Below are 24574 nucleotides of genomic sequence, written 5' to 3'. Positions count from 1 at the left end.
TGCTGCCACACGTATGAAAATTGCCATTCTCGGAAAACCCTTCGAAGACGATAATTTGCCTTTTGTGCAGGGCCTTCTGGATAACCTGAGCAATCGTCAAACCGAAATTTGTATTGCCGAATCGTTTCACGACTATCTCAGCCACCGCCTGCAACTGCCCGACGGCGTGCAGACTTTCCGGCGCGGCGATTCTTTACGGGGTATTCAGTTCGTGCTTAGCATCGGTGGCGACGGCACCCTGCTGGATACAGTGACTTACGTTGGTAGTGCCCAGATTCCAATATTAGGCATCCATACAGGCCGGCTTGGCTTTCTTGCTACTATCACGCCTGACCAGATTACGCATGCGCTGGATGCTCTCTTCAAAGGGCATTTCGTTATTGAGGAGCGCAGCCTGATCCGGGTCGACACTGATCCAGAGGCATTTGATGGTATAAACTTTGGCCTCAATGAATTCAGTATTCTGAAACGGGATACTTCCTCCATGATTGTGGTCCACACCTATATCGATGGCGAATACCTCAACTCTTACTGGGCCGATGGGTTGATTGTGGCAACCCCAACAGGCTCTACGGGGTACTCGCTTAGCTGCGGCGGCCCGGTAATGCTACCCCAGACAAACAATTTTATCATTGCTCCCGTATGTCCGCACAACTTGAATGTACGGCCACTCATTGTATCAGACCGAAGTGTGATTTCCTTTGAAATAGAAGGCAGGAGCAACCAGTTTCTTCTTTCCCTGGATTCACGCTCTGTTGCTGTGGAGGCCGGAATCCAGATTGCAGTTCGCCGGGAAAATTTCACTGTTCGGCTGGTAAAGCTCAATCATGTTAACTTCCTGAGTACCTTGCGGAGTAAACTAAATTGGGGCCTCGACAGGCGTAACCCAGCTGGAATACCAGTATAGTGAAAGTTCTTTTTTTGACATAAGTTTTTTAAGTTCCCTTACTGTCTTAATTTTGTCGCTGACTGAGCGTGAATTTTCACACCTTAGTTACTCACCAACCCCTTGATATCCATAAACCATTGCTCCATATGAAGCAGATCTTCACCTACACTCTAGCGCTGGCTTTGGTCCTGTCGCTGGTAGCCTCAGAGGCTAGCGCACAGCAGTTCAGCAAGCGAAAGCAGTACAATTCGGTGGGCGTTAGCCTCAACGCAATGAACTACTTCGGCGACATTACTCCGAAACCAAGCATTCCTAGCTTGCGTTTTGGCGCCACCCGCCCAAATATTGGTGTGAACTTCACGCACCGTTTCACGCCGCGTATTTCGGCTCGGGCTGCCTTAGCCTATGGTCGTATCACAGGTGATGATACCAAGGCTGCTGACAAGAACGACCCAGACGCAAAATACCGTTACAACCGTAACATGAGCTTCCGCAATGATATTGCTGAATTCTCCGTTGTAGGTATCTTCGACCTGATTCCAAACCGCAACACGTACATCAAGCGCCCTGACTTGGTTCCTTACGTATTCGGTGGTGTGGCTGCTTATTCAGGCAACCCTAAAGGTCTGGTAGGAGCGAATGCTCCCAGCAGCCTTTCCCAAGGTTCGTACATTGCACTTCAGCCCCTCAAAACGGAAGGTGTTGACTACAACAAAGCAGGCATTGCTATACCTTTCGGCGGTGGTGTCCGTTATAAGGTGAACAAGAGCTTCGATGTAGGTCTGGAAGTAGGATTCCGCAAGACTTTCAACGACTACCTCGATGACGTAAGCACCGTCTACGTAGATCAGGCTACCTTGTCGTCTGACGCAGCCAAGTACTTTGGTGGTGGCAACGTACTGGTTACTGGAGGTGAATTCCCTAACTTCAACGCCCCAGGCAGCCAGCGTGGCAAGTCCGACGAGGATGACTGGTACGTTACGACCGGTATCACCGTAAATTACATCCTGGCTCCGAAAGTGAAGAGCCCGAAATTCCGCTAGTCAGCATCTGCTGGCTAGTTTCACCCACAGCCAGTTATAATGACCAAAGTGAATCTCATCAAAACACTCCTTGTCTGCTCGGTGCAGGCGGGGAGTGTTTTTTTTGCCCATTCGGCTAGTGCCCAGTATACCAGTGAGGTTGGCATCGGCCTAGGAGGCCTGAGCTACCGTGGTGAACTTTCCCCCGGCTACCAGTTCAAGAACAACCGTCCGGCCATCACGGCTTTTTACCGTAAGGATATATCAGCTCCTATTACGCTCCGTGGCGGGCTGACTGCCGGGTTGTTGAGGGCCGACGACGGCAATGTGCAGGGCTTCAATGGGGGAGTGCCGCCTCTGGCTGCTTATCGGCAAGCTAATATGAAAGGCAGCCTGTACGAAGCCTCCGCTATAGTTGAGTACAACTTCTTTGATTACCATTTTCGCAAAGCCAAGGTGCATTTTACACCTTATGTATTTATTGGGCTAGCGGGGTTTGTGGCTAATACTACCACAGCTACCAACAACGCAAACTTGGCAAGTCTGAATAAAACAGGCACCATGTTAGGACTAGCAGTGCCAGCTGGCTTCGGATTGAAATATGCTGTATCCACTCACTGGAACCTGGGGCTGGAAATAGGGGCGCGCAAAGCCTTTAGCGACCAAATTGACCATATCGATGGTAAGACGGGTGGCCAGAATGACCGAATTGGAAACCCAAACGACCAAGACTGGTACTTCTACAACGGCATCAGCCTCTCCTATACGTTCTACAAAATCAACTGCCCGCCGCAGTATAAAGACAATCCGAAGCTGTTGCGCTAGCAGATTGCGACCGGAAAAGAGACGTATGCAACCATTTACGTACCTTGCAGCCTCTTTACGCAAAAAGCAACAATGGCCGTCCGGTCCGAAATTGACCCCCAGAATATTCCCGCCCACGTTGCCGTAATCATGGACGGTAACGGCCGATGGGCCAAGCAGAAGGGCGGCCTCCGCATCTTCGGGCACCAAAGTGCCATTACGGCCGTGCGCGATACGGTGGAAGGCGCCGCCGAAATGGGCGTGCGCTTTCTGACGCTCTATGCCTTCTCCACCGAAAACTGGTCGCGACCAGCTTATGAGGTGACGGCACTGATGCAACTGTTGGTGCACACCATCCGGCAGGAAACACCGACGCTGTTGAAGAATAGCATTCGGCTGCAGGCTATTGGGCAAATTGAAAACTTGCCGGCTTCCTGCCAACGAGAGTTGGCCGAAGCTATTGAGATAACGAAGGCTGGTACCCGTATGACGTTGGTACTTGCCTTAAGCTATAGTGGCCGCTGGGACCTGACGCAAGCTGCCAAACGCATGGCAGTAGATGTTGCGGCAGGAAGGTTGCGGGCAGAGGATGTGCAGGAAGATACGATTACCAACTATCTGGCTACTGTTGGAATACCAGACCCCGAATTGCTGATTAGAACCAGCGGGGAGCAGCGGATAAGCAATTTTCTGCTGTGGCAGCTGGCTTATACCGAGTTATATATTACTGATTTGCTGTGGCCGGATTTTCGCCGGACGCATTTTGAGGAGGCAGTTCAGGCGTACCAGCGCCGGGAGCGGCGTTTTGGGAAGACAAGTGAGCAGCTCACCGTTTCGTAAGGTTTCGACGACAGAATGAATTTTTCTTTGCACACAGTAGGCCGGGTTGCGGCCGTAGTACTGACTCTGGGCGTCGGGTTTCCGATAGCGGGCATGGCGCAGGTTGCGCCCGCGGCTGCCGGAGAAGAGCCGAAACGGTATGAATTAGGTGGCATCACCATTAGTGGTGCCCGCTATCTGGATGCTAATACGCTGATTGGCCTTACTGGTTTACGTGTTGGTGACCCTATTTCGGTACCGGGCGAAGAAATCGGCAAAGCCATCCGCAAGCTTTGGGACCAAGGCATTCTGGGTGACGTGAGTGTGTCGATTGCGCGCACTGAAGGCAACCGCATCTTCCTGGACTTTAATCTGAAAGAGCGTCCGCGGCTGTCGAAGTTCGAGTTCGTTGGTATCAGCAAAAGCCAAGCCGATGACCTGGGAAAGAAGATCAAGCTGATCCGGGGTAAAGTAGTGACGGATGCGCTACTGAGTAACACGCGCACTCAGGTCCGGAAGTTTTATACCAACAAAGGCTTCCTCGACGCCAAAGTCAACATCACGCAGCAGCCGGATTCAAGTTTGTCGAACAGCGTGGTGCTGAAGATCAACGTAGATAAAGGCGGTAAAATCAAGGTGCGCGACATTGCTTTTGAAGGCAATGAGGCGTTCAAAGACAGCAAGCTGAAAGGCAAGCTGAAGAAAACCAAAGAGAAGAAGTTTCCTAAAATCCTCAACTCCGGTAAGTTTCAAAAGCTGGAATTTGAAGAGGACAAGAAGAAGCTAATCGAGTTCTACAATGCTGAGGGCTACCGCGACGCTATTGTGGTATCCGACACCCTGATTCGTACAGGAGACGGCCTGGCACTACGTATTAAAGTAGACGAGGGCCCGAAGTACTACTTCCGCAACATCAACTGGGCTGGCAACTACCTCTACGACGACAAAACGCTGGCGTCGGTGCTGGGCATCAAGGAAGGGAGCGTATACAGCAAGGAAACGCTGGACAAGCGCCTCAACTACAACCCAACGGGGCAGGATATTACCTCGCTCTACATGAACGATGGCTACCTGTTCTTCTCCATCGACCCGGTAGAAACCAAGGTGGAAGGCGACTCGATTGACATTGAGATGCGCATCACGGAAGGTGTGCAGGCCCGGATCAAGGATATCAACATTGCCGGCAACACCAAGACGTCGGACCATGTGTTGCGCCGCGAGCTACGTACGCTGCCCGGCGACAAGTTCAACCGGGAGCTGCTGATTCGCTCGCAGCGCGAAATAGCAACGCTGGGCTACTTCGACCCCGAGAAAGTAGGCATCAACCCGGTTCCGAACCCGGCCGATGGCACCGTAGATATCAATTATACGGTGGTGGAAAAGCCGTCGGACCAGATTACGCTTTCGGGCGGCTGGGGCGGCTATGCGGGCTTTATCGGGACAGTGGGCCTGGTATTCAATAACTTCTCGCTGCGCAAGGCCAACGATTTCCGCAACTGGACGCCCGTGCCAGCCGGCGACGGACAGCGGCTGGCTTTGAACGTGCAGGCCAACGGCACACAGTATCAGGCCTACTCGTTCTCGTTTACGGAGCCTTGGCTGGGTGGCCGCAAGCCCAATTCGCTGTCGTTTAGCCTCAATAAAAGCATCCAGCGGGTAGGGCAGGCTTTTGATGCCAACTCTGAGCAGTCGATTAAGGTGAACAGCGCCTCGCTGAGTTTGGGCCGCCGCCTGCGCTGGCCAGACGACTACTTTACGCTTAGCAACTCGCTGTCGGTGAGCCAGTACAAGCTCAAAAACTATCCATTCATTCAGGCATTTGCCAACGGCAACGGTACGGCCAACAACATCACGCTTAACACCACGTTGTCGCGCAATAGCATCGACAACCCCACGTATACGCGCCGGGGCTCTTCGCTGGCCTTAAGTGTGAACCTGACGCCCCCATACTCGGTGTTCAGTGGCTCGCATCCGAACGTGAATGAGTGGGTGGAGTTCCACAAGTGGATGCTGGATGCCTCGTGGTTTACGCCGATTGTAGGCAAGCTGGTGTTGAATACCCGCGCCCACTTCGGCTTCATTGGCAACTATAACAGCTCGCGCGCTATCGGGCCGTTTGAGCGCTTTAAGCTGGGTGGCTCCGGCCTGGCTGCTGGTGGCGGCGCCAACTTCCTGGTCGGTACCGAATACATCGGTTTGCGTGGCTACGCCGACCCACAGGACCCGAATGCCATTCCGACGGCCCGCCAAAACGACAACGGTGGCGTAGTGTACAATAAGTTCGTGATGGAAATGCGTTACCCAGTGTCGCTGAACCCCGCGGCTACGGTGTATGTCCTGAGTTTTGCGGAAGCCGGCAACTCCTTCAACAGCTATACCGACTACAATCCATATAAATTGTATCGTTCGGCTGGTTTTGGCGCCCGAATCTTCATGTCGGCATTTGGTTTGTTAGGGTTCGACTACGGCCGGGCGTTTGACCTGATTCCGCGCACGAGCGGTTCGCAGACTGCCCAAGACCGCAACCAATTCCACTTCATCATCGGCCAGCAGATTCGCTAACCAATGCGCGCGCTGGCCAGCCAATTCAATTCATTTCATTAAGTATGAAAAAGCTGCTCTCCGCGCTGGCCGCTACGCTGGTATTACTATGTGCCACCAACACAACAGCTTCCGCTCAGAAATTCGGCTACGTTGATTCCGAATTTATTATGGGCAAAATGCCGGCCTACGCGCAAGCCCAAACGGAACTCAATACGCTGTCGGGCAACTGGCAGAAGGAAATAGAGGCCCAGAAAAAAGACCTTGACAAGCTCTACCGTACTTATCAGGCGGAGGAAGTCTTGCTGACCGAGCCAATGAAGAAAAAGCGGCAGGACGAGATTCTAAAGAAAGAGCAGGACATCAAAACCTACCAGAACCGCATCTTTGGCTACGAAGGCCAGCTGTTTAAGAAGCGGCAGGAGCTGACCAAGCCCGTGCAGGACCAAGTGTTCGAGGCCATTGAGAAAGTGGCCAAGAAAAAGCAGCTGGCCATCGTATTCGATAAATCCGGCGACCTGACCATGCTCTACACCAACCCAGTGCATGACTACACGGAATTTGTACTGGAAGAATTGGGTTTGGCTAGTGAAGACCGCAACCAAACCCCGCAGAGGGGCAGCGTGAAGACGGTGGCAACGCCTCAGACCCCTGCCGGCGACGAGGCGGATGTAGACACCGAGAAAGGCGCTACAAAGCCTGCTGCCCGCCCGGCGCGTCCGGCCAGCCGAAAAAACTAACTTTGTACTTCAAACAACCTCAGACGTTTCTCTTTTGATGACCACGATGAACCTATTCCGCGTTGCGTTGGCTGCGGCCGCCCTCACTTTCACCTCGGCCACGGCTACGCTGGCGCAGGCGCCTACTACGGCCACCACGAGCACCAGTGGTCCACTGAAGATCGGCTATACCAGCGTAGAGTATGTGCTGAGCCAGATGCCAGAGAGCCGCCAGATCGAGTCGGACCTGAAGGCGTTCAGCACCCAGCTTGAAAACCAGCTGAAAAGCAAATACCAGGAATACCAGACCAAGGCAGAAGCTTACCAGAAAGGTGGAGCTGCTATGGCCGAAGCCGTGCGGGCCGATAAAGAGAAGGAGCTGACCAATCTGCAGCAGTCCATCCAGGAGTTCCAGCGCAGCGCCGACCAGAGCCTGCAGCAGAAGCAGCAGACCCTGCTGAAGCCCGCCCTCGACAAGCTCCAGAAGACGATTGACGTGGTGGCCGAAGAAAACGGCTACACCTACGTGCTGAACTCCGATGGGGCCAGCCCAGTGCTGCTGCACGGCCCGAAAGAAGGCGATATTTCGGATCTGGTATTGAAGAAGATGGGTGTAACCCCAGGCGCTGCGCAGGCGGCTCCTAAGGCTGCCACCCCAGCCGCTGCTCCCGCTACTCCGGCTGCTTCTACCAAGACCAAAACCAAAACGAAGAAATAAGGCCGTTACCACCTTATCAGTTCAGTAATGAAGCCGGAGCCGCTGTGCTCCGGCTTCGTTGTTTATAGAAGGGTTACATGTTCCTTTCGCACCCTATGACCACTCCTGACGCAACCGACGACGATTTTGTAGCTCCATTGCCGCTGCTTTCTGCTCCCGAGCAGGATGATGACGACGAGGAAACTGAAGGCGAAGACGAACTGTATGAGCACCACCGCATTCATGCCGACAAGCGGCAGGAACTGATTCGGCTGGACAAATTTCTGCTCAACCGCCTGCAGAATGCTTCCCGCACCAAAATCCAGAACGCCATCAAGGCCGAGGCGGTGCAGGTAAACGAGCGGGCCGTGAAATCCAACTACCGCGTAAAGCCCGGCGACGTGATAACCATCACGCTGCCCGAGCCACCTCGTGAGGTAGGCGTGCAGCCCGAGGAAATGGAGCTGGATATTCGCTACGAAGACGAATCGTTGCTGATGGTGAACAAGCCCGCCGGTATGGTAGTGCATCCGGCCTTCGGGCACTGGTGCGGTACGCTGGTAAATGGCCTTTCCTATCACCTGAATAATCTACCCACCGGTCGCAACGGCGACATCCGGCCCGGTCTAATCCACCGCATCGATAAAGACACGTCGGGGCTGCTAGTTATCGGCAAAACGGAATGGGCCATGACGCATCTTTCGCAGCAGTTCTTCCACCATACCATCGAGCGCACTTACCTGGCACTGGTCTGGGGAATTCCGAAGGAGACAGAGGGCACCATCAGTACCAATATTGGCCGCAGCCTGAAAGACCGCAAAGTGCAGACCGTATTTCCGCTCGGCGACGAGCACGGCAAGCACGCCGTTACGCATTACAAAGTGCTCCAGACGTTCGGTTACGTGGCATTGGTGCAGTGCAACCTCGAAACAGGCCGCACCCACCAGATTCGGGTGCACATGAAACACATCGGCCACTCACTGTTTTCGGATGCTACGTATGGCGGTACCAAAGTGCTGTACGGCCAGCGCACCGGTGCTTACAAAGCCTTTGTGGAAAAAGCATTCGAGCTAATGCCGCGCCAGGCATTGCATGCCAAGTCATTGGGCTTTGTACATCCGGTTACGGGCGAGCAGATGCAGTTCGAGGCAGAACTGCCGGCCGATTTTACGGCCTTATTGGAACATTGGGCTGGCTTTGAGAAATAGTGCTGGCATCCGTTGCGTTAAACAAAAAGGCCCGCTACCAAGTAGCAGGCCTTTTTTGTTTAACGCAACGGAATTACTTCTTCTTTGGAGCAGCTTTAGCCGGAGCCTTGGCTGGTGCCTGCATCGACTTGATTACCGAATTAGCATTCTCGTTGGTAGGGTCAAGCACCAGTACTTCCTTGTAGTAAGGAGCAGCAGTATTCTTGTCTCCTTTCTGATAGTAGTAGTAGCCGAGGTAGCTGTTGGCTTCTACCAGCCCGTCCTTGTACTTAGCTGGATCGGCCTTGGCCATCTCAATGTACTTCTCATAGTGAGGCTTAGCCAAACCCTGCTTGGAATCTGGGTCCATGTAGTAGTTGGCTTTGGCGCGCATCAGGTAGCCAGGAACGTACGTTGGACGAGCCACCAGCACAGCATTGTAGAGGCTGTCAGCCTTGTCATACTGCTTGTTTCCACCGTAGGCTACGGCCAGACGGATCTGGTCGGTTAGCTCAGGCGTGCCGTCTGCTTTCATCTTCGACTGATAGGCCTTGATGGCAGCAGGGTAGTTTTTAGCTAGCATGTAGCTAGCCGCCAGCTCGTTCTGCAACTCGGCAGCCTTCTTCGGGTCAGCAGCAATAGCCTTCTGGATAGCAGCAGTGCCTTCATCAGCACGACCTGCTTTTGAGAGCATCTTACCGTAGTACACGTAGTCTTCGGTGATGAGCTTGTCAGCGGGCTGTACCTTCATATAAGCCTCCATAGCTGTAAGAGCCTCGGCGTTCTTGCCGGTTTCAAACAACGAATAGGCCTTCAGACGGTTCATGGTCACGTTCTGCGGGTCGCGGGCCAATACTTTCTCCACTTCCACCAGTGCTTCCGGATACTTCTTGGTCAGAAACAGGAAAGAAGCATACTTTGCATCCGTACCTGGCGACTTCTCAGCCACTCCCTGGTACTTCTGGAAGGTAGCAAGCGCGTCGTCGTACTTGCCGGCATAAAAATACGTTTCTGCCAATGCGTTGTAAGCCGGAGCGTAGTTAGGATCAACGCTGATGGCTTTTTCAAACGCAGTGCGGGCGTCATTGTAGTTACGCGAACGAACGTTCAGCTCTCCTTTGCGGTAGCTGGCCTGGGCGCTGTTTGGATCGGCCAGAAGGGCACGCTCGTAGCTGTTCATGGCCTCACCGCCACCGCTCTCCGATTTAGCGTAGATGTTGCCACGAGCAATCATCAAAGCTGCATCGTCTTTGTTCTTATTGAGCTTGTGCGCTGCATCAACGTAGGTAAGGCCTTTCGACGCGTCCTTCAGATCCGACTCACCATAAGCCTGCGCAATCATGGTGTAGACTTTGGCATCCTTGCCTTTGCTGGCTTTCACCGCATTGTCGAACTGCACCTGCGCCTCAGCCGCTTTGCCCTGTGCCAACGCGGCACGACCTGCAGCCACCATGGTCATCGGGTTTTTGGGGTCGAGGCTGATGCGGTTGAAATAGTAGGCAGCCGAGTCAGGCATAGCGCGCATCTGGTACAGGCGACCCAGCTCGAACGAAGATTCGGCCGATTGGCCCTGACGCAACAAAGCGGCGCGTGCTTCGCTGTAACGCTCCAGTTCAATGGATTTCTGGGGAGTCGTCTGAGCGAAAGCGGCAGAGCCGGAAACTGACAAGGCAACGAGGAACGAAAGATTCCAGGGCTTGAAGTTCATGAGCATAAGGTTGGTGAAAAAAGGTGTGTTTCTGTGGAAAGGACTGTTACTTCTTGATAGTGACAATCCGGGTTTGCCCGGTAGCAGGCATCATTCCCGACTTGAGCACTATTAGCTGCCCTTTGGTACCTGCTGCAAAGGATGCAAAACCGGTGCCAAGTCCGGCCCGCCCTTCACGGCTGATAATATATACTTCACGCCGTAGCGGGTAGGTTTTCAGGGCCAGAAAAGCTTGATATGGCTGCAAGTAATCTTCTTCAGATTTAGGGCTGGCTGATTTGCTGATGCCTGCTACCCGTACCTGCTTCAAGAACCGTTGTACAGCCGCGTCGTCCCGGTCACTGATCCAGTTGGCGCCTACTATGCCTATAGCGTTTGGATGAGTAGCAACGTAATCGAGGAGCGCCGGGTTCGATTTTGCGGCGAATACCTGCTTGGTGAGGGCTGTGCCCCGCGTAATCGAGTCCTGTACATAACGGGTGGTGCTGGAGCGGTTGGCATCAAATACCACATTAATCTTGTCCAGCTTGTCTTTACCACTGATTTGCCTCCAGCTACTGGTTTGCCCCGTGAAGATAGCCTTGAGCTGAGCCATCGTCAACAGAGAGTCAGGATTGGATGGGTGCAGAATGATAGCCAAGCCATCGGTAGCAATCTTGGTAGTACGCGGAAACAGCTTCTGTTTTTCCAGATCAGCCTGTTCCTCTGCTGTAAGCGGGCGTGAAAGCACTACAGCCCGCACTTTGCCGGTCACCAGATCGTTGGCCACATAGTCCTCGGCTTTATAAGCCGCATCAATATGCGCGTAAGTGTAGAGCTTCTGAAACGTGTCTACCTGTGATTTAACGATAGGAGCAAACGTCTCATCTACACTGATCTGAATCCGGCCGCTGGTTGCCGTATCATCATTTGGGCCCGTATTGGCGTCAGGGTTCTGGTTGCAGCTGCCAAGCAGCATAGCCCCGAGAGCCAGCGGCAAACCTAGGCGCTGCATATTAACGAGTGGTGCGGTCATGCTTGGAGAAAGTCTGAAAATGTTCCCGGTAGATGCGGACAAATCTAATGATTCCATACAGCACGAATACCCCGCCCAAGATCCGGCGAACAGTAGGGGTAAGATTAAGCGCAATGGGTGCAATCCATAAACAGATGCCCAAACCAATATAGACGATAGTCATCAATAGCAGGAAGTAGCGCAACAGCGTTTTGGGACCTGTTTGGTTGAGGCGTTCTTCGGTTGTGGGTCGGTTGGTCATGTTTGCCAGCCCGGTTGAAGTGCCGGGCGCTTATGTAACACTTTTTTTTCCTGCACTGGTTCGTCTAAACGATGAGTGAGGCGCGTTGTTGCCACAAAAAAAGTCAAAAATCAGCCGGTTTATTGTAAACCAACTGATTTTTGACCCTTTAAAAATTGCTCCAGCGTAACTAACTGATACTTAGTGGCCGTTGATACTGTATCGGCTACTCGTAGCGGAAGGTGATAGGCAAGGTATAGCGTACTGCAACGGTACGCTTGTTCTGCTGGCCCGGAGTCCAGGCCGGCATATTCTTTACCACCCGGCTGGCTTCCTCATCCGTTCCAAAGCCCAGGCCTTTCAGTACCTGTACATCGGCAATGTCGCCGCTGGCCAGCACTGTGAAGGAAATATATACGCGGCCAGACACACTGTTGCGTAATGCCTGTGCCGGGTAGCGCAGGTTTTTCTGCATATAGCGCATTAGCGCTTCCTGGCCACCCACAAATTGTGGCATTACTTCCGCCGTGATAAACGGCTTAGGCGGCGCTGTCGTCTTGGTCGTGCCAGAGTCGGTGGTGCCAGTGGGGTTGCCTGTAAGACTGCCGGTCGACGAGCCAGGGATGGCAACCGGGCCAGTCGGACCATCTACCTCGGCTATTGGGCCCACCTCCGTGATTTCCGGTTTAGCTATTTCCGGTTTTACCAACTCGTCCTTTACCACTTTAGTGGGGGTAGTAGCCTGTGGAGGCTTAACCGTAACGGCCACTTGCTTAGCCGGCTCCACCTTATGGTCATCAAACACAGGTGGCTCAATCAGTGTGATACCTTCATCGGGCAAAACAAAGACATCCGGAGCTACCACTATTGGCGGAAACAGGTACCGGATTACCAGCGGCGAGCTGATGAATAGCAGACTCAGCACAATAGCAGTAGCCGAGGCCCGCGCTAAATGCTGATGATAGAGGCGCCGAAGCAGGAAGGCGCCGTACGCCTTGTTGCGTCCCTCGAAGACCATGTCGTCGAGAGTGGCGGTGCGCAGATCGAGGGTGTTGTTGGTCATGGGGCATATAGGGCTAAAGGTGAAACGGATACACGTAGCGCACTCCCAAACCAAACTTCCAACCTCCCTACTAACCTCCTGTCGTCTGGCTTTCAAGAATATAACGCATGCCTGATTTTATATAGTATGCAAGCCGTATATATTTTTTTGCAAAAAAAATCCCGCATCCGGCCAAAGCCAAATGCGGGATTTTAAGTTGTTTGACCGAGGCCAAACGTGGTATGCTTACTTAATAGCGAAGGTTACCGGTACTGTGTAAGATACGCTCACGGCACGGCCGTTCTGCTTACCTGGTGCAAACTTTGGCAGGGTCTTGATTACGCGGCTAGCTTCTTCGTCGCAGCCAGCGCCAATGCCCTTTTGAACTTTCACATCTGACACTTGGCCATCCGGACCAACCACGAAAGCAATAAATACTTTGCCTTCTACCTGGTTACGCAGAGCCAGTGCAGGATACTTAATGTTCTTGCCAATGTATTGCAGCAAAGCTTCCTGTCCACCAGGGAATACGGGCATTTGCTCCACGTACTGGTAGACTTTCTGCTCTACTACCTCTTCCACCACTTTGTTGCCTTCACCTTCCAGCCCATTCAAGTCGATTGGGTTATCAGTGTTGCCTTTTACCGTGACGGTCGAAACTACCTTATCTTCCAGCTCCTTCTGATCTGGAATTTCCTCCTGCTTCACTACCTCCTCATCTTTTTTCACGACCGGAGGGGTGAATTTGATGGTGGAGAGCTTCGGTGGTGGCGGTGGTGGTGCCTCCGGCGGTGGCGGCGGTGGCGGTGGTTTGGTCTGGTCCAATGGAGGGGCATCCATCAGGACGTTTTCCTTCAACATCTTGTCTTCTTCCACTACCGTGTTGTCGCTGAAGATTCGTGCAATCAGCGGGAAGCTTACGAGTAGGGCAAAGAAGGCAACTGCGATGAGAAGGGCGCGCGTGACGTGCTTGTTGTACAAGCGCCGCAACACATACGCACCGTAGGCCTTGTTCCGGCCTTCAAATACGATGTCGTTGAGGCTCGCCTGCGCTATTTGCGCGTTATCCATCATAGTCCGGAGGATTTAATGAGCTCCAAGTCAGCCTTCGAAATGTCAACCAACGCATATTTCTTCTGGTCGGTTATGTTCATCTCATCCAAGATATCTACCATGTTCTGGTAGTTGGACTTATCGTCCGGCTTGATGAGTACCACCAGATCTGGATTCCGACGGCGGGACAGCAATTCCTTACGAATGCCGTCAGCCGAGTAGTTGGAGAGCTTCAACTCAGGCTTCACATCGTCGGCCAGCAGGCCGTCGTAGAAGTATACTTTGTTGGCCTCTCCCATCAGAATCGTGAAGGCATTGGATGCCTTGATCTGGGATTGTTCTTCGGGGTTCTTTTCCTTTACCGGCATGGTCAGCTGCATCACGTTCGGCTTATTGAACGTCGTGGTCAGCATGAAGAAGGTCAGAAGCAGGAAGGCCAAATCCACCATCGGGGTCATGTCGATTTTGGTCGACATTTTTTTGGCCCGCTTCTTTCCTCCTTTACCAGAGTCGGCTTGTTGTTGTATTTCTGCCATGTCGCTGCTGGTTTAACGGCTCACCACCGGCTTGGTTTCCAAGTCAGTAACGAGGTTGAAACGGTTGATGTTCTTGTTTTGCATCAGCTGGATGACACGCTTCACGGTAGCTACGTCCGCGTTGTTATCACCTTTGATGGCGATAAACGTGGGCTTACCAACCGCTTCCTGGTTGGCCTTACGGGCTTCCATCACCCAGTCCAGCAGCTGCACCGTATCGGTAACAGACAAAAGACCGGGCTGCTTCACTTCTTTGCGAGCCTCAGTAGACATGCTCAAAAGGGAGCCAAGCTGCTGAATTGGAACGCCGAAGCTGTTGAGGCCACTAAAGGCTTTCTTTTGCTTCTCGGTGAAGGTGACACCATACTTGGCGGCCATCTTATCAAGCAATACCGGGCGGGCTTTGTCGCTTTCCAGACCGAAGAAGACACGCTTGTCTTTGTCGATCAGAAGGCGGATTACATTGCTCTCCGGCAGCTTGAAGTCAGAAGTAGAAGAAGGCGTATCAACCACCACCACTTCCTCTGGAGAGAATTTGGTGGTCAGCATGAAGAATGTCACCAGCAGGAAGGCCAGATCCACCATCGGGGTCATATCCAGCGAAGGGCCGGTTCTATGAGGCTTTACTTTACCCATTTCGTGCGTGGTTGAGAATATTCAGAAAAACGAAGACTACGTGCTGCTATTGCGTTAACCGCAACTTAAGCCGTATAAGTTTCCGTCGTCTTCTCGCCGTGCTGAGCAGCGAAGGTCTGAATGATGCTGAAGCCAGCCTCGTCGATGCTGTACGTCAGCTCGTCAATTTTGCTGGTGAAGTAGTTGTAGGCGATAATGGCAATGGCCGAGCCGGCAATACCAATAGCCGTGTTGATCAGTGCTTCCGAAATACCTTCAGCAAGAGCTACAGCGTCCGGGTTACCAGCTTGTGCCAGAGCCGAGAAGGCCTTGATCATACCGAATACCGTACCCAGCAGACCTACCAGCGTCGATACCGAAGCAATGGTGGACAGGATAACCAGGTTTTTCTCCAGCATTGGCAGCTCCAAGGTCGTCGACTCTTCGATTTCCTTTTGGATAGCCAAGATCTTCTGGTCTTTGTCGAGGCCACGCTCGCGGGCCATCTCCTGGTACTTCAGCAGACCCGACTTTACTACGGCTGCTACCGAACCACGCTGCTGGTCGCAGGCGGCAATAGCACCGGTGATGTCGTTTACATTCAGCTTCTGGCGCACGGTGCGCACGAAGCTTTCAACACCTTTCGAGCCTTTGGCCTTGCTGATGGTGAGGAAACGCTCGATAGAGAAGGTCAACACGAGCAGGAACAGCGTAATCAGAATTGGTACGATTACGCCACCCTTGTAGATCGTGCCAAGGTAGTTACCGGGCAAGGCTGCATTGGCATTGTCATTACCCACAAAGTTGCCGGGGTTGCCCAACACGAACTTGAAGATGATAATGCTTACAACGAAAGCCAGCGGAATTACGATGGCGGCAAACGCGGATCCGCCTTTCGCCTCACCCTTGGGCGCGGCAGGAGCGGCAGGCCGCACGTTCTTGTTTAGGGCATTCTTTTGTTCCATTGTTCCGGAGAATTAGGGGTGTTGGTGGTGAAAGGTAAACTGGTAAACGGGGTAAATGAACGGTGAACAGGCCTAAATACGACGGTGCCCCGCTCACCCGCACGCTTTGCCAGGGCAAAAAACGTGGGTCTGCTCGTGTGCGGGGCTCGTCCGAAATTCGGTCTATCCTTGGCAAACCTAATTAAAAAAACGGAGTGTCGCCAAATGAAATCGGGGTTTAAACGCTTTAAAGCGGGTAGGGCCCCGAAAAAAGGCTATTTCATGGGCGGGTTCTGATTAATGGCAGGAAGCTGTTGTTTGGCTTCTTCCCAATACACGTCCATTTGGGCAAGATTCAGATCGGCGAGTTTCTGGCCGTTGCGGGCCGCCTGGGTTTCCAGGTATTGAAAGCGGTGAATGAATTTTCGGTTGGTGCGTTCTAGTGCTTCTTCCGGATTAATACCGGCATGGCGAGCAAAATTGATGAGCGAAAACAACAAATCCCCAAATTCGGCGGCGGCCTGCTCTACATTGACGGTAGCAGGATCAGCGTGCGCAAATTCAGCTTTAAACTCGCCTAATTCCTCTTCTACCTTCTCCCACACCTGCTCTGGCTTTTCCCAGTCGAAGCCCGCACCGCGCGCCTTTTCCTGAATACGCATAGCCTTCACCAAAGCCGGCAGTGAGGTAGGTACGCCACCAAGTACTGACGTGTTGCCTTTTTCTTGCAGTTTAAGCTGCTCCCAATTCTTTTTCACCTCTTCTTCAGTGGCGGCCTGCACAGTACCATAGATGTGCGGGTGGCGGAAGATAAGCTTTTCGCACTGCGCATTCAGCACATCGGCAATGTCGAAGTGGCCGGTTTCGGAAGCTATTTTGGCGTAGAAGATGAGGTGCAGAAACACGTCACCGAGCTCTTTTTTCAGATCAGGGAGGTCGTTGCGGATGATGGCGTCGCTGAGTTCGTAGGTTTCCTCGATGGTGAGGTGGCGCAAGCTTTCCAGCGTTTGTTTCCGGTCCCAGGGGCACTCGGCCCGCAGGCGTTCCAATACGTCAAGCAGGCGCCCAAAGGCGGCGAGCTGGTCGGGGCGGCGGTGAAGGGAGGTATCCATTATTTCAAAGATACACCCGCCGCCCGCACTATTGCATGCCTAAAGCCGGAAGGCAGTCCGGCAGCCTGCTTCTAAAACTTCGACAGCAACAAGACTGCAACTCACTAGCGTAGTGAAAGCAGGGGCATTTGTCTACTTTTGCCTGTTCAAAAATCATACTTGGCCTGTGGCACTAATTAAATCTATTTCGGGCATCCGGGGTACCATCGGCGGCGCAGCTGGCGAAGGTCTGACGCCCATTGACATCGTGAAATACGCCGCGGCCTTCGGAACGTGGGTGCTGGCGAATACGCAAAATAATACCATCATCATTGGCCGCGACGCCCGGATTTCGGGCGAAATGGTGAGCAAGCTGGTAGCGGCTACGCTGCAGGGCCTAGGCATCAATGTCATTGACCTGGGCTTGAGCACCACGCCCACAGTAGAAATGGCAGTGCCCGCCAAAAACGCGGGTGGTGGCATCATCCTGACAGCCTCGCACAATCCCAAGCAGTGGAACGCGCTGAAGCTGCTCAACAACAAGGGGGAGTTTATTTCTGACGTAGAAGGGCAGCAGGTGCTGGCGCTGGGCGACTCTGAATCGTTTGACTTCGCGCTGGTAACCAAGCTAGGGCAATACAGCACCGACGACACGTTCCTGCAAACTCACATCGAGGCAATTCTGGCGCTGCCGCTGGTGGATAAGGCGGCCATTAAGGCCAAGAATTTCCGGGTGGTGGTAGACGCGGTGAATTCCACGGGTGGTTTTGCCGTGCCAATGCTGCTAGAGCAGTTAGGAGTGGAAATCATCGAAAAACTGTTCTGCGAGCCCACCGGCGACTTTGCCCACAACCCCGAGCCGCTGCCTGAAAACCTGCGTGAAATTGCCAAGACGATGGAGAAAGGCTCCTTCGACCTGGGCATTGTGGTGGACCCCGACGTGGACCGCCTGGCGCTGGTGAACGAAGACGGCACCATGTTCGGTGAGGAATACACGCTGGTAGCCGTGGCCGACTACGTGCTGCAGCAAAACGGTGGCGGCAACACCGTGAGCAACCTGAGCAGCACCCGCGCCCTGCGCGACGTGACTGAGAAGCAGGGCGGCCAGTATGCCGCTGCGGCCGTGGGCGAGGTGAATGTGGTAACCAAGATGAAGGAAACCAATGCCATCATCGGGGGCGAAGGAAATGGGGGCATCATCTACCCGGAGCTACACTACGGCCGCGACTCATTGGTAGGTATTGCGCTGTTTTTGAGTCATCTGGCCAAAACGGGCCTCACCATGACCCGCCTGCGCAACTCGTATCCGAACTATTTCATCTCGAAAAATAAGATTGAGCTGACGCCAGAAATCAACACCGACGAGGTGCTGACGCAGATGGCCGCCCGCTACGCCAAGCAGCCCGTAAACACGATTGACGGCGTGAAGATTGAGTTCGACAAGGAGTGGGTGCACCTGCGCAAGTCCAACACCGAGCCCATCATCCGGATTTATGCCGAGTCGGATTCCAACGCCACTGCCGACCACTTAGCCAACAAGATTATCGGCGATATTCGGGAGATTATTAGCAAGTAAGCCCGGAAGTCTGCTATGCATAGCGTAAGGGGGGATTTATGCCGGAGCAGGCCACTGTTCCGGCATAAATCCCCCTTTTTGCGGCGTTATCTGGCCGTGCAGAAAAGCCAGCCCGGCGGAATCCCTTATTTTTGTGGCCGTTGCTTTCATCTATTCCGTTGCCGCCCATGACTGTTTATTTCGATAACGCCGCTACCACACCACTGGATCCGGAAGTGCTGGACGCTATGCTGCCATTTCTGCGGGACCATTTCGGCAACCCCAGCAGCATTCATGGACACGGGCGGCAGGTGCGGGCGGCTATTGAAAATGCGCGCAAAACAGTGGCGCATCTCATCAATGCGGCACCCGCCGAAATCGTGTTTACCTCGTGCGGGACGGAAGCCGACAACTACGCCGCTTTTGGTAGTGTGCGCACGCTCGGACTAAAGCACATGATTACGTCGCGGCTGGAGCACCACGCGGTGCTACATACCACGCAGGCCCTGGAAAAAGCCGGCGACGCCACCCTGAGCTACCTGCAGCACGATGCGCAGGGGCGCTTTGATCTGGCACAGCTGGAGGAACTGCTGGCCACCAACCCGCGCACGTTTGTGAGCTTGATGCACGCCAACAACGAAATCGGCAACCTCAACGACATCGGGGCCATTGGCGACATCTGCGCCCGCTACGACGCCGTGTTCCACACCGATACGGTGCAGACCATGGGTCACTACAAGCACGACGTGCAGCAGCTGAAAACTCATTTTCTGGTGGGCTCAGCGCACAAATTCCATGGGCCGAAAGGTGTGGGATTCCTGTACCGCCGCTCGGGCCAAACGATGGACGCCCTAATTCATGGGGGCTCGCAGGAACGCAACCAGCGGGCCGGCACCGAAAACGTGTACGGAATCGTGGGGCTAGCTAAGGCACTGGAAATAGCCTACCGAGACATGGCCGACCACCAGCGCCACATTCAGGGGCTGAAAGACCGGTTCATTCAGAAGCTGAAAGCGGAAATTGAAGGCGTGGAGTTCAACGGCACCTCCGCCGAAGCTGACCAGAGCCTCTACACGGTGCTGAGCGTGAGCTTGCCGCCGTCGGCGATGAACGAAATGCTGCTCTTCAACCTTGATATCAACCGCATATCGGTGTCGGGCGGCTCGGCTTGTACCAGCGGCGCCAATGCCGGCTCGCACGTGCTTAGCGCCCTGAACTGCGACCCGGAGCGGGGCACCATTCGTTTTTCGATGAGCAAGTACAACACCGAAGCCGAAGTAGACTACGCCGTAGAGCAGCTGGCCAAAATGTACCGCCGCGAGCCGCTGAAAGTGTAGCAGCGAAACCGTTTCGCCATTATCAAGAAAAGCCGCTCTTACATTTGCAGGAGCGGCTTTTTTGCGCTTTGACAGCAGCACATCAATACGAGCTGTCGGCGCCGCCACCGCCGGAATGGCCGCCGCCAAACTCGAAGCCGGGCTCTTGCGCGGCCGGCACATGCGCGGTTTGCGCCACCACCAACGACTCTAGGTTGAGGTGAGCGGGTTGGTCGGCGTCGGGAAGGGAGGTGAGACCGTGGCGGGCGGGCCGCAGGTAGCGGGCGGCCCAGACGGCCAGCGCCAGTAGAAAGGCACCAGCCAGAACGGCTGCAATTTCGGGCGGCAAAACGGAGCGGTAATAGCGAAGCGTGAACAGCGAAAACGCCGCCGCTGCTAGCCCGGTCAGCAGCCAGAGGCGGCTGCGTTTGCGCAGGCCCACGGCTATGTACACCAGCGGAATGACGGCCGTGAACAGGTAAAACAGTGGCGCCAGCGGCACCTGCACCGACTGATTGAGTCCACTGATTTCGGCGTTGCCTTCGCGCACTATGTAGTAGCTGCCGGCCAGATAGAAAGTAGTTAGCGCAAGCACTTCCAGCACAATCAGGCAAGCGCGGTAATACAGATAATCGGGCCGCAGGCGCAGATGTTGCAGAATCCGGTAGCTGCCAGCCGCTGTCAGCATGAGCGCGAAAGGCAGCAGCAAACGCCCGGCTGGTAGTAATAGCAGCAGCTTGGCCAGCAGCACCAGCAGCACCAGGTAAGTGGCTGCTGCCACCAGCCGGTCGGCGTAGCGCAGGGTGGCCAGCAGCAGCAACCCCAGTATCGGTAATAGCAGCGCGTAGTGAGGGCTACCGAAACCCGACGCGTAGGTGGTGCCTGGAGGCAGCAGGTGGTCGGCCGCCTCGGCCAGCAGCAACGCCAGCGTCCCCAGGCCGATGTACAGCAGGGCGCTGTCGGTGCCGGAGCGGTAGTGCCGGAAGTTGCGGATAATCAACTCCTGCGTGCCCAGGCAGCCCAGTGCCACCGCCCAGCCCAGCAGTCGCAGAGCAACGAGCTGGGAAGCGAAACCAAACAAAGCCAGAAACGCCGCCGTGCCGGCCACGCCCACACACGTAAACAGCGCCAGCCCGATGCACAGCAGCAACCCCGGTCGGTAGAAATCGGGCTGATAAGCGGCTTTGATGGCCTGAAATTGGGCATCGGTGAGCAGCTGGCGCCGAAACCAGCCGGGGGCGGCCGCCGCCATGGCTTCCTGCGTGGCCCACAACAGCGGATAAGCTTTCATCTTCATACCCGACGCAGAAATTCTTTGCTGCGCATAAACAGCATGATAACGCCCACCGCTGACAGCATGAAATACAAGGAAATCAGCAGCCCACCATCATTTTCGTTGCTGAAATCCAGCAGCTGGATGAACGTGTAAGTCAACGCAATATAGCCGTACACTACACCCATCAGCAGAAACAGATACGACTGCGCGTGCCGGGCATACCAGATCAGGCCCGCACTCAAGAGCAGCATCAGCAGTACGGCCACCCACTTGGGCAGCCAGGGCTGCGGGTAGTAGTCGAAGAGCACGGCGGTGGCCGCTAGCAGCGCCACGTTGGCTCCTAATGACATATACGTGAAGGCAAAGTGCGGCTTGTGCCGGGTAAACTCGGCGTATAGTCCCGCAGCCGTCAGGGCCAGCCCCAGCAGCACGCCGGCCACGCCCAGCCGGGAAGTGAACAGGGCGTTGGCCGTGAACACCGACAGTGGCTGCACGCTTACGCCCACCCACGCGCCCAGCGCCGTGAGGCCCATGGCCAGCACGCCCCGGTGGTCGAGGCGATACGCCAGCGCCATGAACAGCACGGCGGGCAGCAGCGTGGCCAGCCCGTAGCGGCTGCCGAATATGCCGAATTGTACCTGCAGATAGGTTTCCAGCGCTAGAAACAGCAGGCAGCCCAGCAGCAGCGCATAGTCAGGAATGAAGTTGAGGGCCGTGCTTTGGCCCCACGTAAACGGCTGCCGGTGCCGCCAGGCATAGCCGAAACCGGCCAGCATTAGCAGCGCCATAGCCCCGATTAGCACGCCATGCCCGATGTCATCGAGGTGCTGATAGAGCAACACACCCAGCCCGCCAATGAGCAGCGTCACCCCCAGATACAGCGCCGCCCGCAGCTCCTGATGCAGCGACAAGGGCCGGGTACGCTCATCAGCAGCAATAACCTGGGCCTGGGCGGGCGGCAGAAGGCCCCGCGCCTGCAGGTCGGCGAGAAGGTGAGTGGTGCGCATAGGCTGGGGGAGGGGTGCGTAGCGAATGTAGCAGAATGCCCGAAACCCGCATACGCATCGTATTTTGGCCGGCTTCCGTATGGATTGCCCAAACCCCAGCCCGCTCCCTCATGGCCGACATCAACATTCAGCGCAAGAAAAATTCTCCCAGCCCCTGGCTACTCATCCTGTTGGTTCTGGCCATCGTTGGGGCGGCCGCTTGGTTTCTGTTCCGCTCCGACACGCTGGCTTCCACCGAACCGGTAGCGCCACCCACCGCCGAGCCCGCTCCCATCCGCTCTGACAGCAGCGCGGGCGCCGAAACCGGCCCGCGCCCTGCCGATGCCGCCGTAGCCGACATGGCTCCGGAAGCCGCGCCCGTAACGCCGGAAGTACTGGCCGCCTTTGCCCGTACCGACGCCACCAAGCCCACCTACGCCCTGGAAGGCCTGCGCCTGCTCACGGCCGCGCTGGTAGACCTGGCCGACCGTGACGACCTGCGCACCACTGCTATCGGCGAAAAGCGCGACAACCTGACCAGCGCTACCGCCCGCCTCGACGAGCCCAATGCTAGCCTGCGTCCCGGCTTTGTGGCTGCTACGGGCCTGATGCAGGCTATGCAGCAGCAGGCCTACCCCGGCCAGGAAGCGGCCGTAGCCGACCTGATAACCCGCGCCACTCAGCTTTCGGGCCGCAACGCCACTGCCCTCGACCACCAGCAGCTGCAGGAATTCTTTACGCGTGCTGCCAGCCTAGTGCGTGTCCTTAACTCGTCGGCTACTGCGTAGCACATCTTTTTATTCCCGTTTCAACCCGCCTTTTCCCGTGGAACCAACGCCTATTCCTTCCGCCCAAAACATGCACCTGCGCCGCCTGCGCGACCTGACCGACTACGAAGTAGCCGACGGCAACCCCGACGTGCGCGGCTGGGCAGCGCGTGGCGCCGACGGCCGTCAGTTTGGCACCGTAGCCGAGCTGATTGTGGAAGAGGAAACCCTGAAAGTGCGCTACCTCGACGTGGAACTGGACGCCAGCCTGCGCATCAACGAGCAAAACCGCCACATCCTCGTGCCCATTGGCGTAGCGGCCCTCGATGAAGATGGCGACAACTTGTTCGTGCCCTCGCTCACCCTAGATTCGGTGCTGGAGTACCCGCCGTACCAGGAGTTCCAGATCAGCCGCGAATACGAACAGGCCATGCTGCGCGCCCTGCGCCTGCCGCTTCCCGAAAACACGATCAACACAGACAGCGCATTCTACGCGCAGCCTTCCTTCGACGAGCAAAGCTTCTACGGCAACCGCCGCCCCACCGACACGTCGTCCACTTTCCGGCGCAGGTTGGAGTAGAAAAAAGAACGTCATGCAGAGCGGAGCGAAGTATCTCGCCAGGGTAGTAGAACCACTACGCTGACGAGATACTTCGCTCCGCTCTGCATGACGGGCTACGTATTCTGTTCTACGCTTTAGTTGCGCTGAATCATGCCGGCCACGGCATCTACCCACTGCGGGTGGGTGTTCAGGCTGGGCACCAGCTGCCAGTGCTGCCCGCCGGCTTCCTCAAACATTTCCTTGAATTCCTCGCCTACTTCGATGGTCGTTTCCAAGCAGTCGGCTACGAAAGCGGGGGAGAAGGCCAGCACGCTCTTGATTCCTTTGGCCGGATATTCCTTGATGACTTCGTCGGTGTAAGGCTGCAGCCACGGGTCGCGGAGGCGGCTTTGCAGGCGGCTCTGGAAGGTGGTGGTGTACTGCTCCGGCGTCAGGCCCAGCGCCTTGCCCAGCTGCCGCGACGTCTCGAAGCACTGCGCGCGGTAGCAGTAGCGGTTGTTTTTGTTGTAGCTGGCGCAGCAGCTGCCCAGCTTGCAGTAGCCCTTATGGCTGCCCTTCAGCACGTGCCGCTCCGGAATGCCGTGGTAGCTGAACACCACATGGTCGTAGTCGTGCTTTTCCATTTCGGCCTTGCCCAGCGTCGCAAACGTTTCGATGAAGCCCGGCTCGTCCACGAAGTTGCTAATGAAGCTGATGCTGGGTACCACCCACCACTTACTCACAATCTCCATCACCTTTTCCTGCACCGAGCCGGTGCTGGCCGCGGCATACTGCGGAAACAGCGGCAGCACAATAATGCGCTCCACGGCCGCGTCGCGCAGCTCTTCCAGGGCCTTCTCGATGCTGGGGTTCTGGTAGCGCATGCCGAAAGCCACGAGGTAATCGTTGCCCAGCTTCTGCTGCACCAGCTTCTGCAGATCGAGGCCGTGGAAAAGCAGCGGCGAGCCCCGGTCGGTCCAGAGCTGCTGGTAAATCTTGGCCGATTTCGGGGCCCTCAGCGGCACTACCAGGCCCTGAAACAGTGGGTAGCGGATGGCCGCCGGCATATCTACCACGCGGCCATCGGTCAGAAACTCATTGAGGTAGCGGCGTACGTCGCTGGTCTGGGGCGAGTCGGGCGTGCCAAGATTGACGAGCAGGACGCCGATGCGGCCTTTGTTGGAGGAAGAGGGCATTTTATTGATCTGTTGGCGGTTAGCTGCTGGCCGGT

General features: G+C 55.3%; 23 protein-coding genes. 12 read left to right on the top strand and 11 right to left on the bottom strand.

The features are described from left to right. Window positions 1–13 precede the first annotated feature (13 nt). From H8B14_RS16335 to H8B14_RS16300, 8 genes are all read left to right on the top strand, one after another. Window positions 14–907: an NAD kinase gene (locus H8B14_RS16335; RefSeq protein ID WP_187316729.1), complete on the top strand. Its 894-nt coding sequence runs from the start codon at window positions 14–16 to the stop codon at window positions 905–907. Between the two features lie 128 nt (window positions 908–1035). Beyond that, a complete protein-coding gene (locus tag H8B14_RS16330) occupies window positions 1036–1932 on the top strand; it encodes a DUF6089 family protein (protein WP_187316728.1) in 897 nt (298 codons plus the stop codon). A 48-nt stretch (window positions 1933–1980) separates the two neighbouring features. Further along, window positions 1981–2736 (top strand): type IX secretion system protein PorG, encoded by a 756-nt coding sequence (gene porG / locus H8B14_RS16325; protein WP_187316727.1) that lies wholly within the window; start codon window positions 1981–1983, stop codon window positions 2734–2736. A 72-nt stretch (window positions 2737–2808) separates the two neighbouring features. Continuing rightward, the gene (locus H8B14_RS16320) at window positions 2809–3555 is read left to right on the top strand and encodes an isoprenyl transferase (protein ID WP_187316726.1); all 747 of its coding nucleotides are present in this window, start codon (window positions 2809–2811) and stop codon (window positions 3553–3555) included. A gap of 15 nt (window positions 3556–3570) precedes the next feature. Then, the gene (bamA, locus tag H8B14_RS16315; protein WP_187316725.1) at window positions 3571–6096 is read left to right on the top strand and encodes an outer membrane protein assembly factor BamA; all 2526 of its coding nucleotides are present in this window, start codon (window positions 3571–3573) and stop codon (window positions 6094–6096) included. Between the two features lie 44 nt (window positions 6097–6140). Then, window positions 6141–6815 (top strand): OmpH/Skp family outer membrane protein, encoded by a 675-nt coding sequence (locus H8B14_RS16310; protein WP_187316724.1) that lies wholly within the window; start codon window positions 6141–6143, stop codon window positions 6813–6815. Between the two features lie 46 nt (window positions 6816–6861). After that, the gene (locus H8B14_RS16305) at window positions 6862–7512 is read left to right on the top strand and encodes an OmpH/Skp family outer membrane protein (RefSeq protein ID WP_261990065.1); all 651 of its coding nucleotides are present in this window, start codon (window positions 6862–6864) and stop codon (window positions 7510–7512) included. Window positions 7513–7607: 95 nt separating this feature from the next. Further along, complete coding sequence (locus H8B14_RS16300) at window positions 7608–8699, top strand: RluA family pseudouridine synthase (protein ID WP_187316722.1); 1092 nt, start codon at window positions 7608–7610, stop codon at window positions 8697–8699. Window positions 8700–8772: 73 nt separating this feature from the next. Here H8B14_RS16300 and H8B14_RS16295 read toward each other — a convergent pair whose 3' ends face one another. The 8 genes from H8B14_RS16295 to mazG form a co-directional block, all read right to left on the bottom strand. Beyond that, a complete protein-coding gene (locus H8B14_RS16295) occupies window positions 8773–10386 on the bottom strand; it encodes a tetratricopeptide repeat protein (RefSeq protein ID WP_187316721.1) in 1614 nt (537 codons plus the stop codon). Window positions 10387–10432: 46 nt separating this feature from the next. After that, entirely contained in the window at window positions 10433–11515 is a 1083-nt protein-coding gene (locus tag H8B14_RS16290) for a PstS family phosphate ABC transporter substrate-binding protein (protein ID WP_261990064.1), read from the bottom strand. A 332-nt stretch (window positions 11516–11847) separates the two neighbouring features. Further along, window positions 11848–12684: an energy transducer TonB gene (locus H8B14_RS16285; RefSeq protein ID WP_187316720.1), complete on the bottom strand. Its 837-nt coding sequence runs from the start codon at window positions 12682–12684 to the stop codon at window positions 11848–11850. Between the two features lie 225 nt (window positions 12685–12909). Continuing rightward, entirely contained in the window at window positions 12910–13737 is an 828-nt protein-coding gene (locus H8B14_RS16280) for an energy transducer TonB (RefSeq protein WP_261990063.1), read from the bottom strand. Beyond that, the gene (locus H8B14_RS16275; RefSeq protein ID WP_315984844.1) at window positions 13734–14192 is read right to left on the bottom strand and encodes an ExbD/TolR family protein; all 459 of its coding nucleotides are present in this window, start codon (window positions 14190–14192) and stop codon (window positions 13734–13736) included. The genes H8B14_RS16280 and H8B14_RS16275 overlap by 4 nt, the downstream gene beginning before the upstream one ends. Window positions 14193–14264: 72 nt before the next feature. Continuing rightward, window positions 14265–14888, bottom strand: a complete 624-nt coding sequence (locus H8B14_RS16270) for an ExbD/TolR family protein (protein WP_187316718.1) — start codon at window positions 14886–14888, stop codon at window positions 14265–14267. 65 nt (window positions 14889–14953) lie between these two features. Then, window positions 14954–15832, bottom strand: coding sequence for a MotA/TolQ/ExbB proton channel family protein (locus tag H8B14_RS16265; protein ID WP_187316717.1), 879 nt, complete (start codon window positions 15830–15832; stop codon window positions 14954–14956). A 254-nt stretch (window positions 15833–16086) separates the two neighbouring features. After that, entirely contained in the window at window positions 16087–16923 is an 837-nt protein-coding gene (gene mazG, locus H8B14_RS16260) for a nucleoside triphosphate pyrophosphohydrolase (protein ID WP_187316716.1), read from the bottom strand. A 166-nt stretch (window positions 16924–17089) separates the two neighbouring features. Here mazG and glmM point away from each other — a divergent pair, with 166 nt between their 5' ends. Continuing rightward, window positions 17090–18478 carry a phosphoglucosamine mutase gene (gene glmM / locus H8B14_RS16255; RefSeq protein WP_187316715.1) on the top strand — a complete coding sequence of 463 codons (1389 nt, stop codon included), beginning with the start codon at window positions 17090–17092 and terminating at the stop codon, window positions 18476–18478. Between the two features lie 167 nt (window positions 18479–18645). Then, on the top strand, window positions 18646–19794 hold the full coding sequence (locus tag H8B14_RS16250) for a cysteine desulfurase family protein (protein WP_187316714.1): 1149 nt from the start codon (window positions 18646–18648) through the stop codon (window positions 19792–19794). An 82-nt stretch (window positions 19795–19876) separates the two neighbouring features. Here the strand turns inward: H8B14_RS16250 and H8B14_RS16245 are convergent, their stop codons facing one another. Continuing rightward, window positions 19877–21070 (bottom strand): hypothetical protein, encoded by a 1194-nt coding sequence (locus H8B14_RS16245; RefSeq protein ID WP_187316713.1) that lies wholly within the window; start codon window positions 21068–21070, stop codon window positions 19877–19879. Beyond that, complete coding sequence (locus tag H8B14_RS16240; protein ID WP_187316712.1) at window positions 21067–22056, bottom strand: DUF2157 domain-containing protein; 990 nt, start codon at window positions 22054–22056, stop codon at window positions 21067–21069. The genes H8B14_RS16245 and H8B14_RS16240 overlap by 4 nt, the downstream gene beginning before the upstream one ends. Window positions 22057–22091: 35 nt before the next feature. On the opposite strand from H8B14_RS16240, the gene H8B14_RS16235 reads away from it, so the two are divergent. Together H8B14_RS16235 and H8B14_RS16230 are read left to right on the top strand one after the other, a co-directional pair. Then, complete coding sequence (locus tag H8B14_RS16235) at window positions 22092–22823, top strand: hypothetical protein (RefSeq protein WP_187316711.1); 732 nt, start codon at window positions 22092–22094, stop codon at window positions 22821–22823. 37 nt (window positions 22824–22860) lie between these two features. Beyond that, on the top strand, window positions 22861–23382 hold the full coding sequence (locus H8B14_RS16230) for a PRC-barrel domain-containing protein (RefSeq protein ID WP_187316710.1): 522 nt from the start codon (window positions 22861–22863) through the stop codon (window positions 23380–23382). 116 nt (window positions 23383–23498) lie between these two features. On the opposite strand, the gene hemH is transcribed toward H8B14_RS16230, so the two are convergent. Next, complete coding sequence (hemH, locus tag H8B14_RS16225) at window positions 23499–24539, bottom strand: ferrochelatase (RefSeq protein ID WP_187316709.1); 1041 nt, start codon at window positions 24537–24539, stop codon at window positions 23499–23501. Window positions 24540–24574 lie beyond the last annotated feature (35 nt).

The organism is Hymenobacter puniceus, assembly GCF_014333525.1.
GTDB lineage: Bacteria > Bacteroidota > Bacteroidia > Cytophagales > Hymenobacteraceae > Hymenobacter.
The sequence above is the reverse complement of the archived record's forward strand: the minus strand, read 5'-3'. Positions and strand labels throughout refer to the sequence as shown.

Bases quoted from the DNA above. Each gene is read 5' to 3' on its own strand.
- H8B14_RS16335 (WP_187316729.1), top strand. From the start codon at position 14: ATGAAAATTGCCATTCTCGGAAAACCCTTCGAAGACGATAATTTGCCT.
- H8B14_RS16330 (WP_187316728.1), top strand. From the start codon at position 1,036: ATGAAGCAGATCTTCACCTACACTCTAGCGCTGGCTTTGGTCCTGTCG.
- H8B14_RS16320 (WP_187316726.1), top strand. From the start codon at position 2,809: ATGGCCGTCCGGTCCGAAATTGACCCCCAGAATATTCCCGCCCACGTT.
- bamA (WP_187316725.1), top strand. From the start codon at position 3,571: ATGAATTTTTCTTTGCACACAGTAGGCCGGGTTGCGGCCGTAGTACTG.
- H8B14_RS16310 (WP_187316724.1), top strand. From the start codon at position 6,141: ATGAAAAAGCTGCTCTCCGCGCTGGCCGCTACGCTGGTATTACTATGT.
- H8B14_RS16305 (WP_261990065.1), top strand. From the start codon at position 6,862: ATGAACCTATTCCGCGTTGCGTTGGCTGCGGCCGCCCTCACTTTCACC.
- H8B14_RS16300 (WP_187316722.1), top strand. From the start codon at position 7,608: ATGACCACTCCTGACGCAACCGACGACGATTTTGTAGCTCCATTGCCG.
- H8B14_RS16295 (WP_187316721.1), bottom strand. From the start codon at position 10,386: ATGAACTTCAAGCCCTGGAATCTTTCGTTCCTCGTTGCCTTGTCAGTT.
- H8B14_RS16285 (WP_187316720.1), bottom strand. From the start codon at position 12,684: ATGACCAACAACACCCTCGATCTGCGCACCGCCACTCTCGACGACATG.
- H8B14_RS16280 (WP_261990063.1), bottom strand. From the start codon at position 13,737: ATGATGGATAACGCGCAAATAGCGCAGGCGAGCCTCAACGACATCGTA.
- H8B14_RS16275 (WP_315984844.1), bottom strand. From the start codon at position 14,192: ATGTCGACCAAAATCGACATGACCCCGATGGTGGATTTGGCCTTCCTG.
- H8B14_RS16270 (WP_187316718.1), bottom strand. From the start codon at position 14,888: ATGGGTAAAGTAAAGCCTCATAGAACCGGCCCTTCGCTGGATATGACC.
- H8B14_RS16265 (WP_187316717.1), bottom strand. From the start codon at position 15,832: ATGGAACAAAAGAATGCCCTAAACAAGAACGTGCGGCCTGCCGCTCCT.
- mazG (WP_187316716.1), bottom strand. From the start codon at position 16,923: ATGGATACCTCCCTTCACCGCCGCCCCGACCAGCTCGCCGCCTTTGGG.
- H8B14_RS16250 (WP_187316714.1), top strand. From the start codon at position 18,646: ATGACTGTTTATTTCGATAACGCCGCTACCACACCACTGGATCCGGAA.
- H8B14_RS16245 (WP_187316713.1), bottom strand. From the start codon at position 21,070: ATGAAGATGAAAGCTTATCCGCTGTTGTGGGCCACGCAGGAAGCCATG.
- H8B14_RS16240 (WP_187316712.1), bottom strand. From the start codon at position 22,056: ATGCGCACCACTCACCTTCTCGCCGACCTGCAGGCGCGGGGCCTTCTG.
- H8B14_RS16235 (WP_187316711.1), top strand. From the start codon at position 22,092: ATGCCCGAAACCCGCATACGCATCGTATTTTGGCCGGCTTCCGTATGG.
- hemH (WP_187316709.1), bottom strand. From the start codon at position 24,539: ATGCCCTCTTCCTCCAACAAAGGCCGCATCGGCGTCCTGCTCGTCAAT.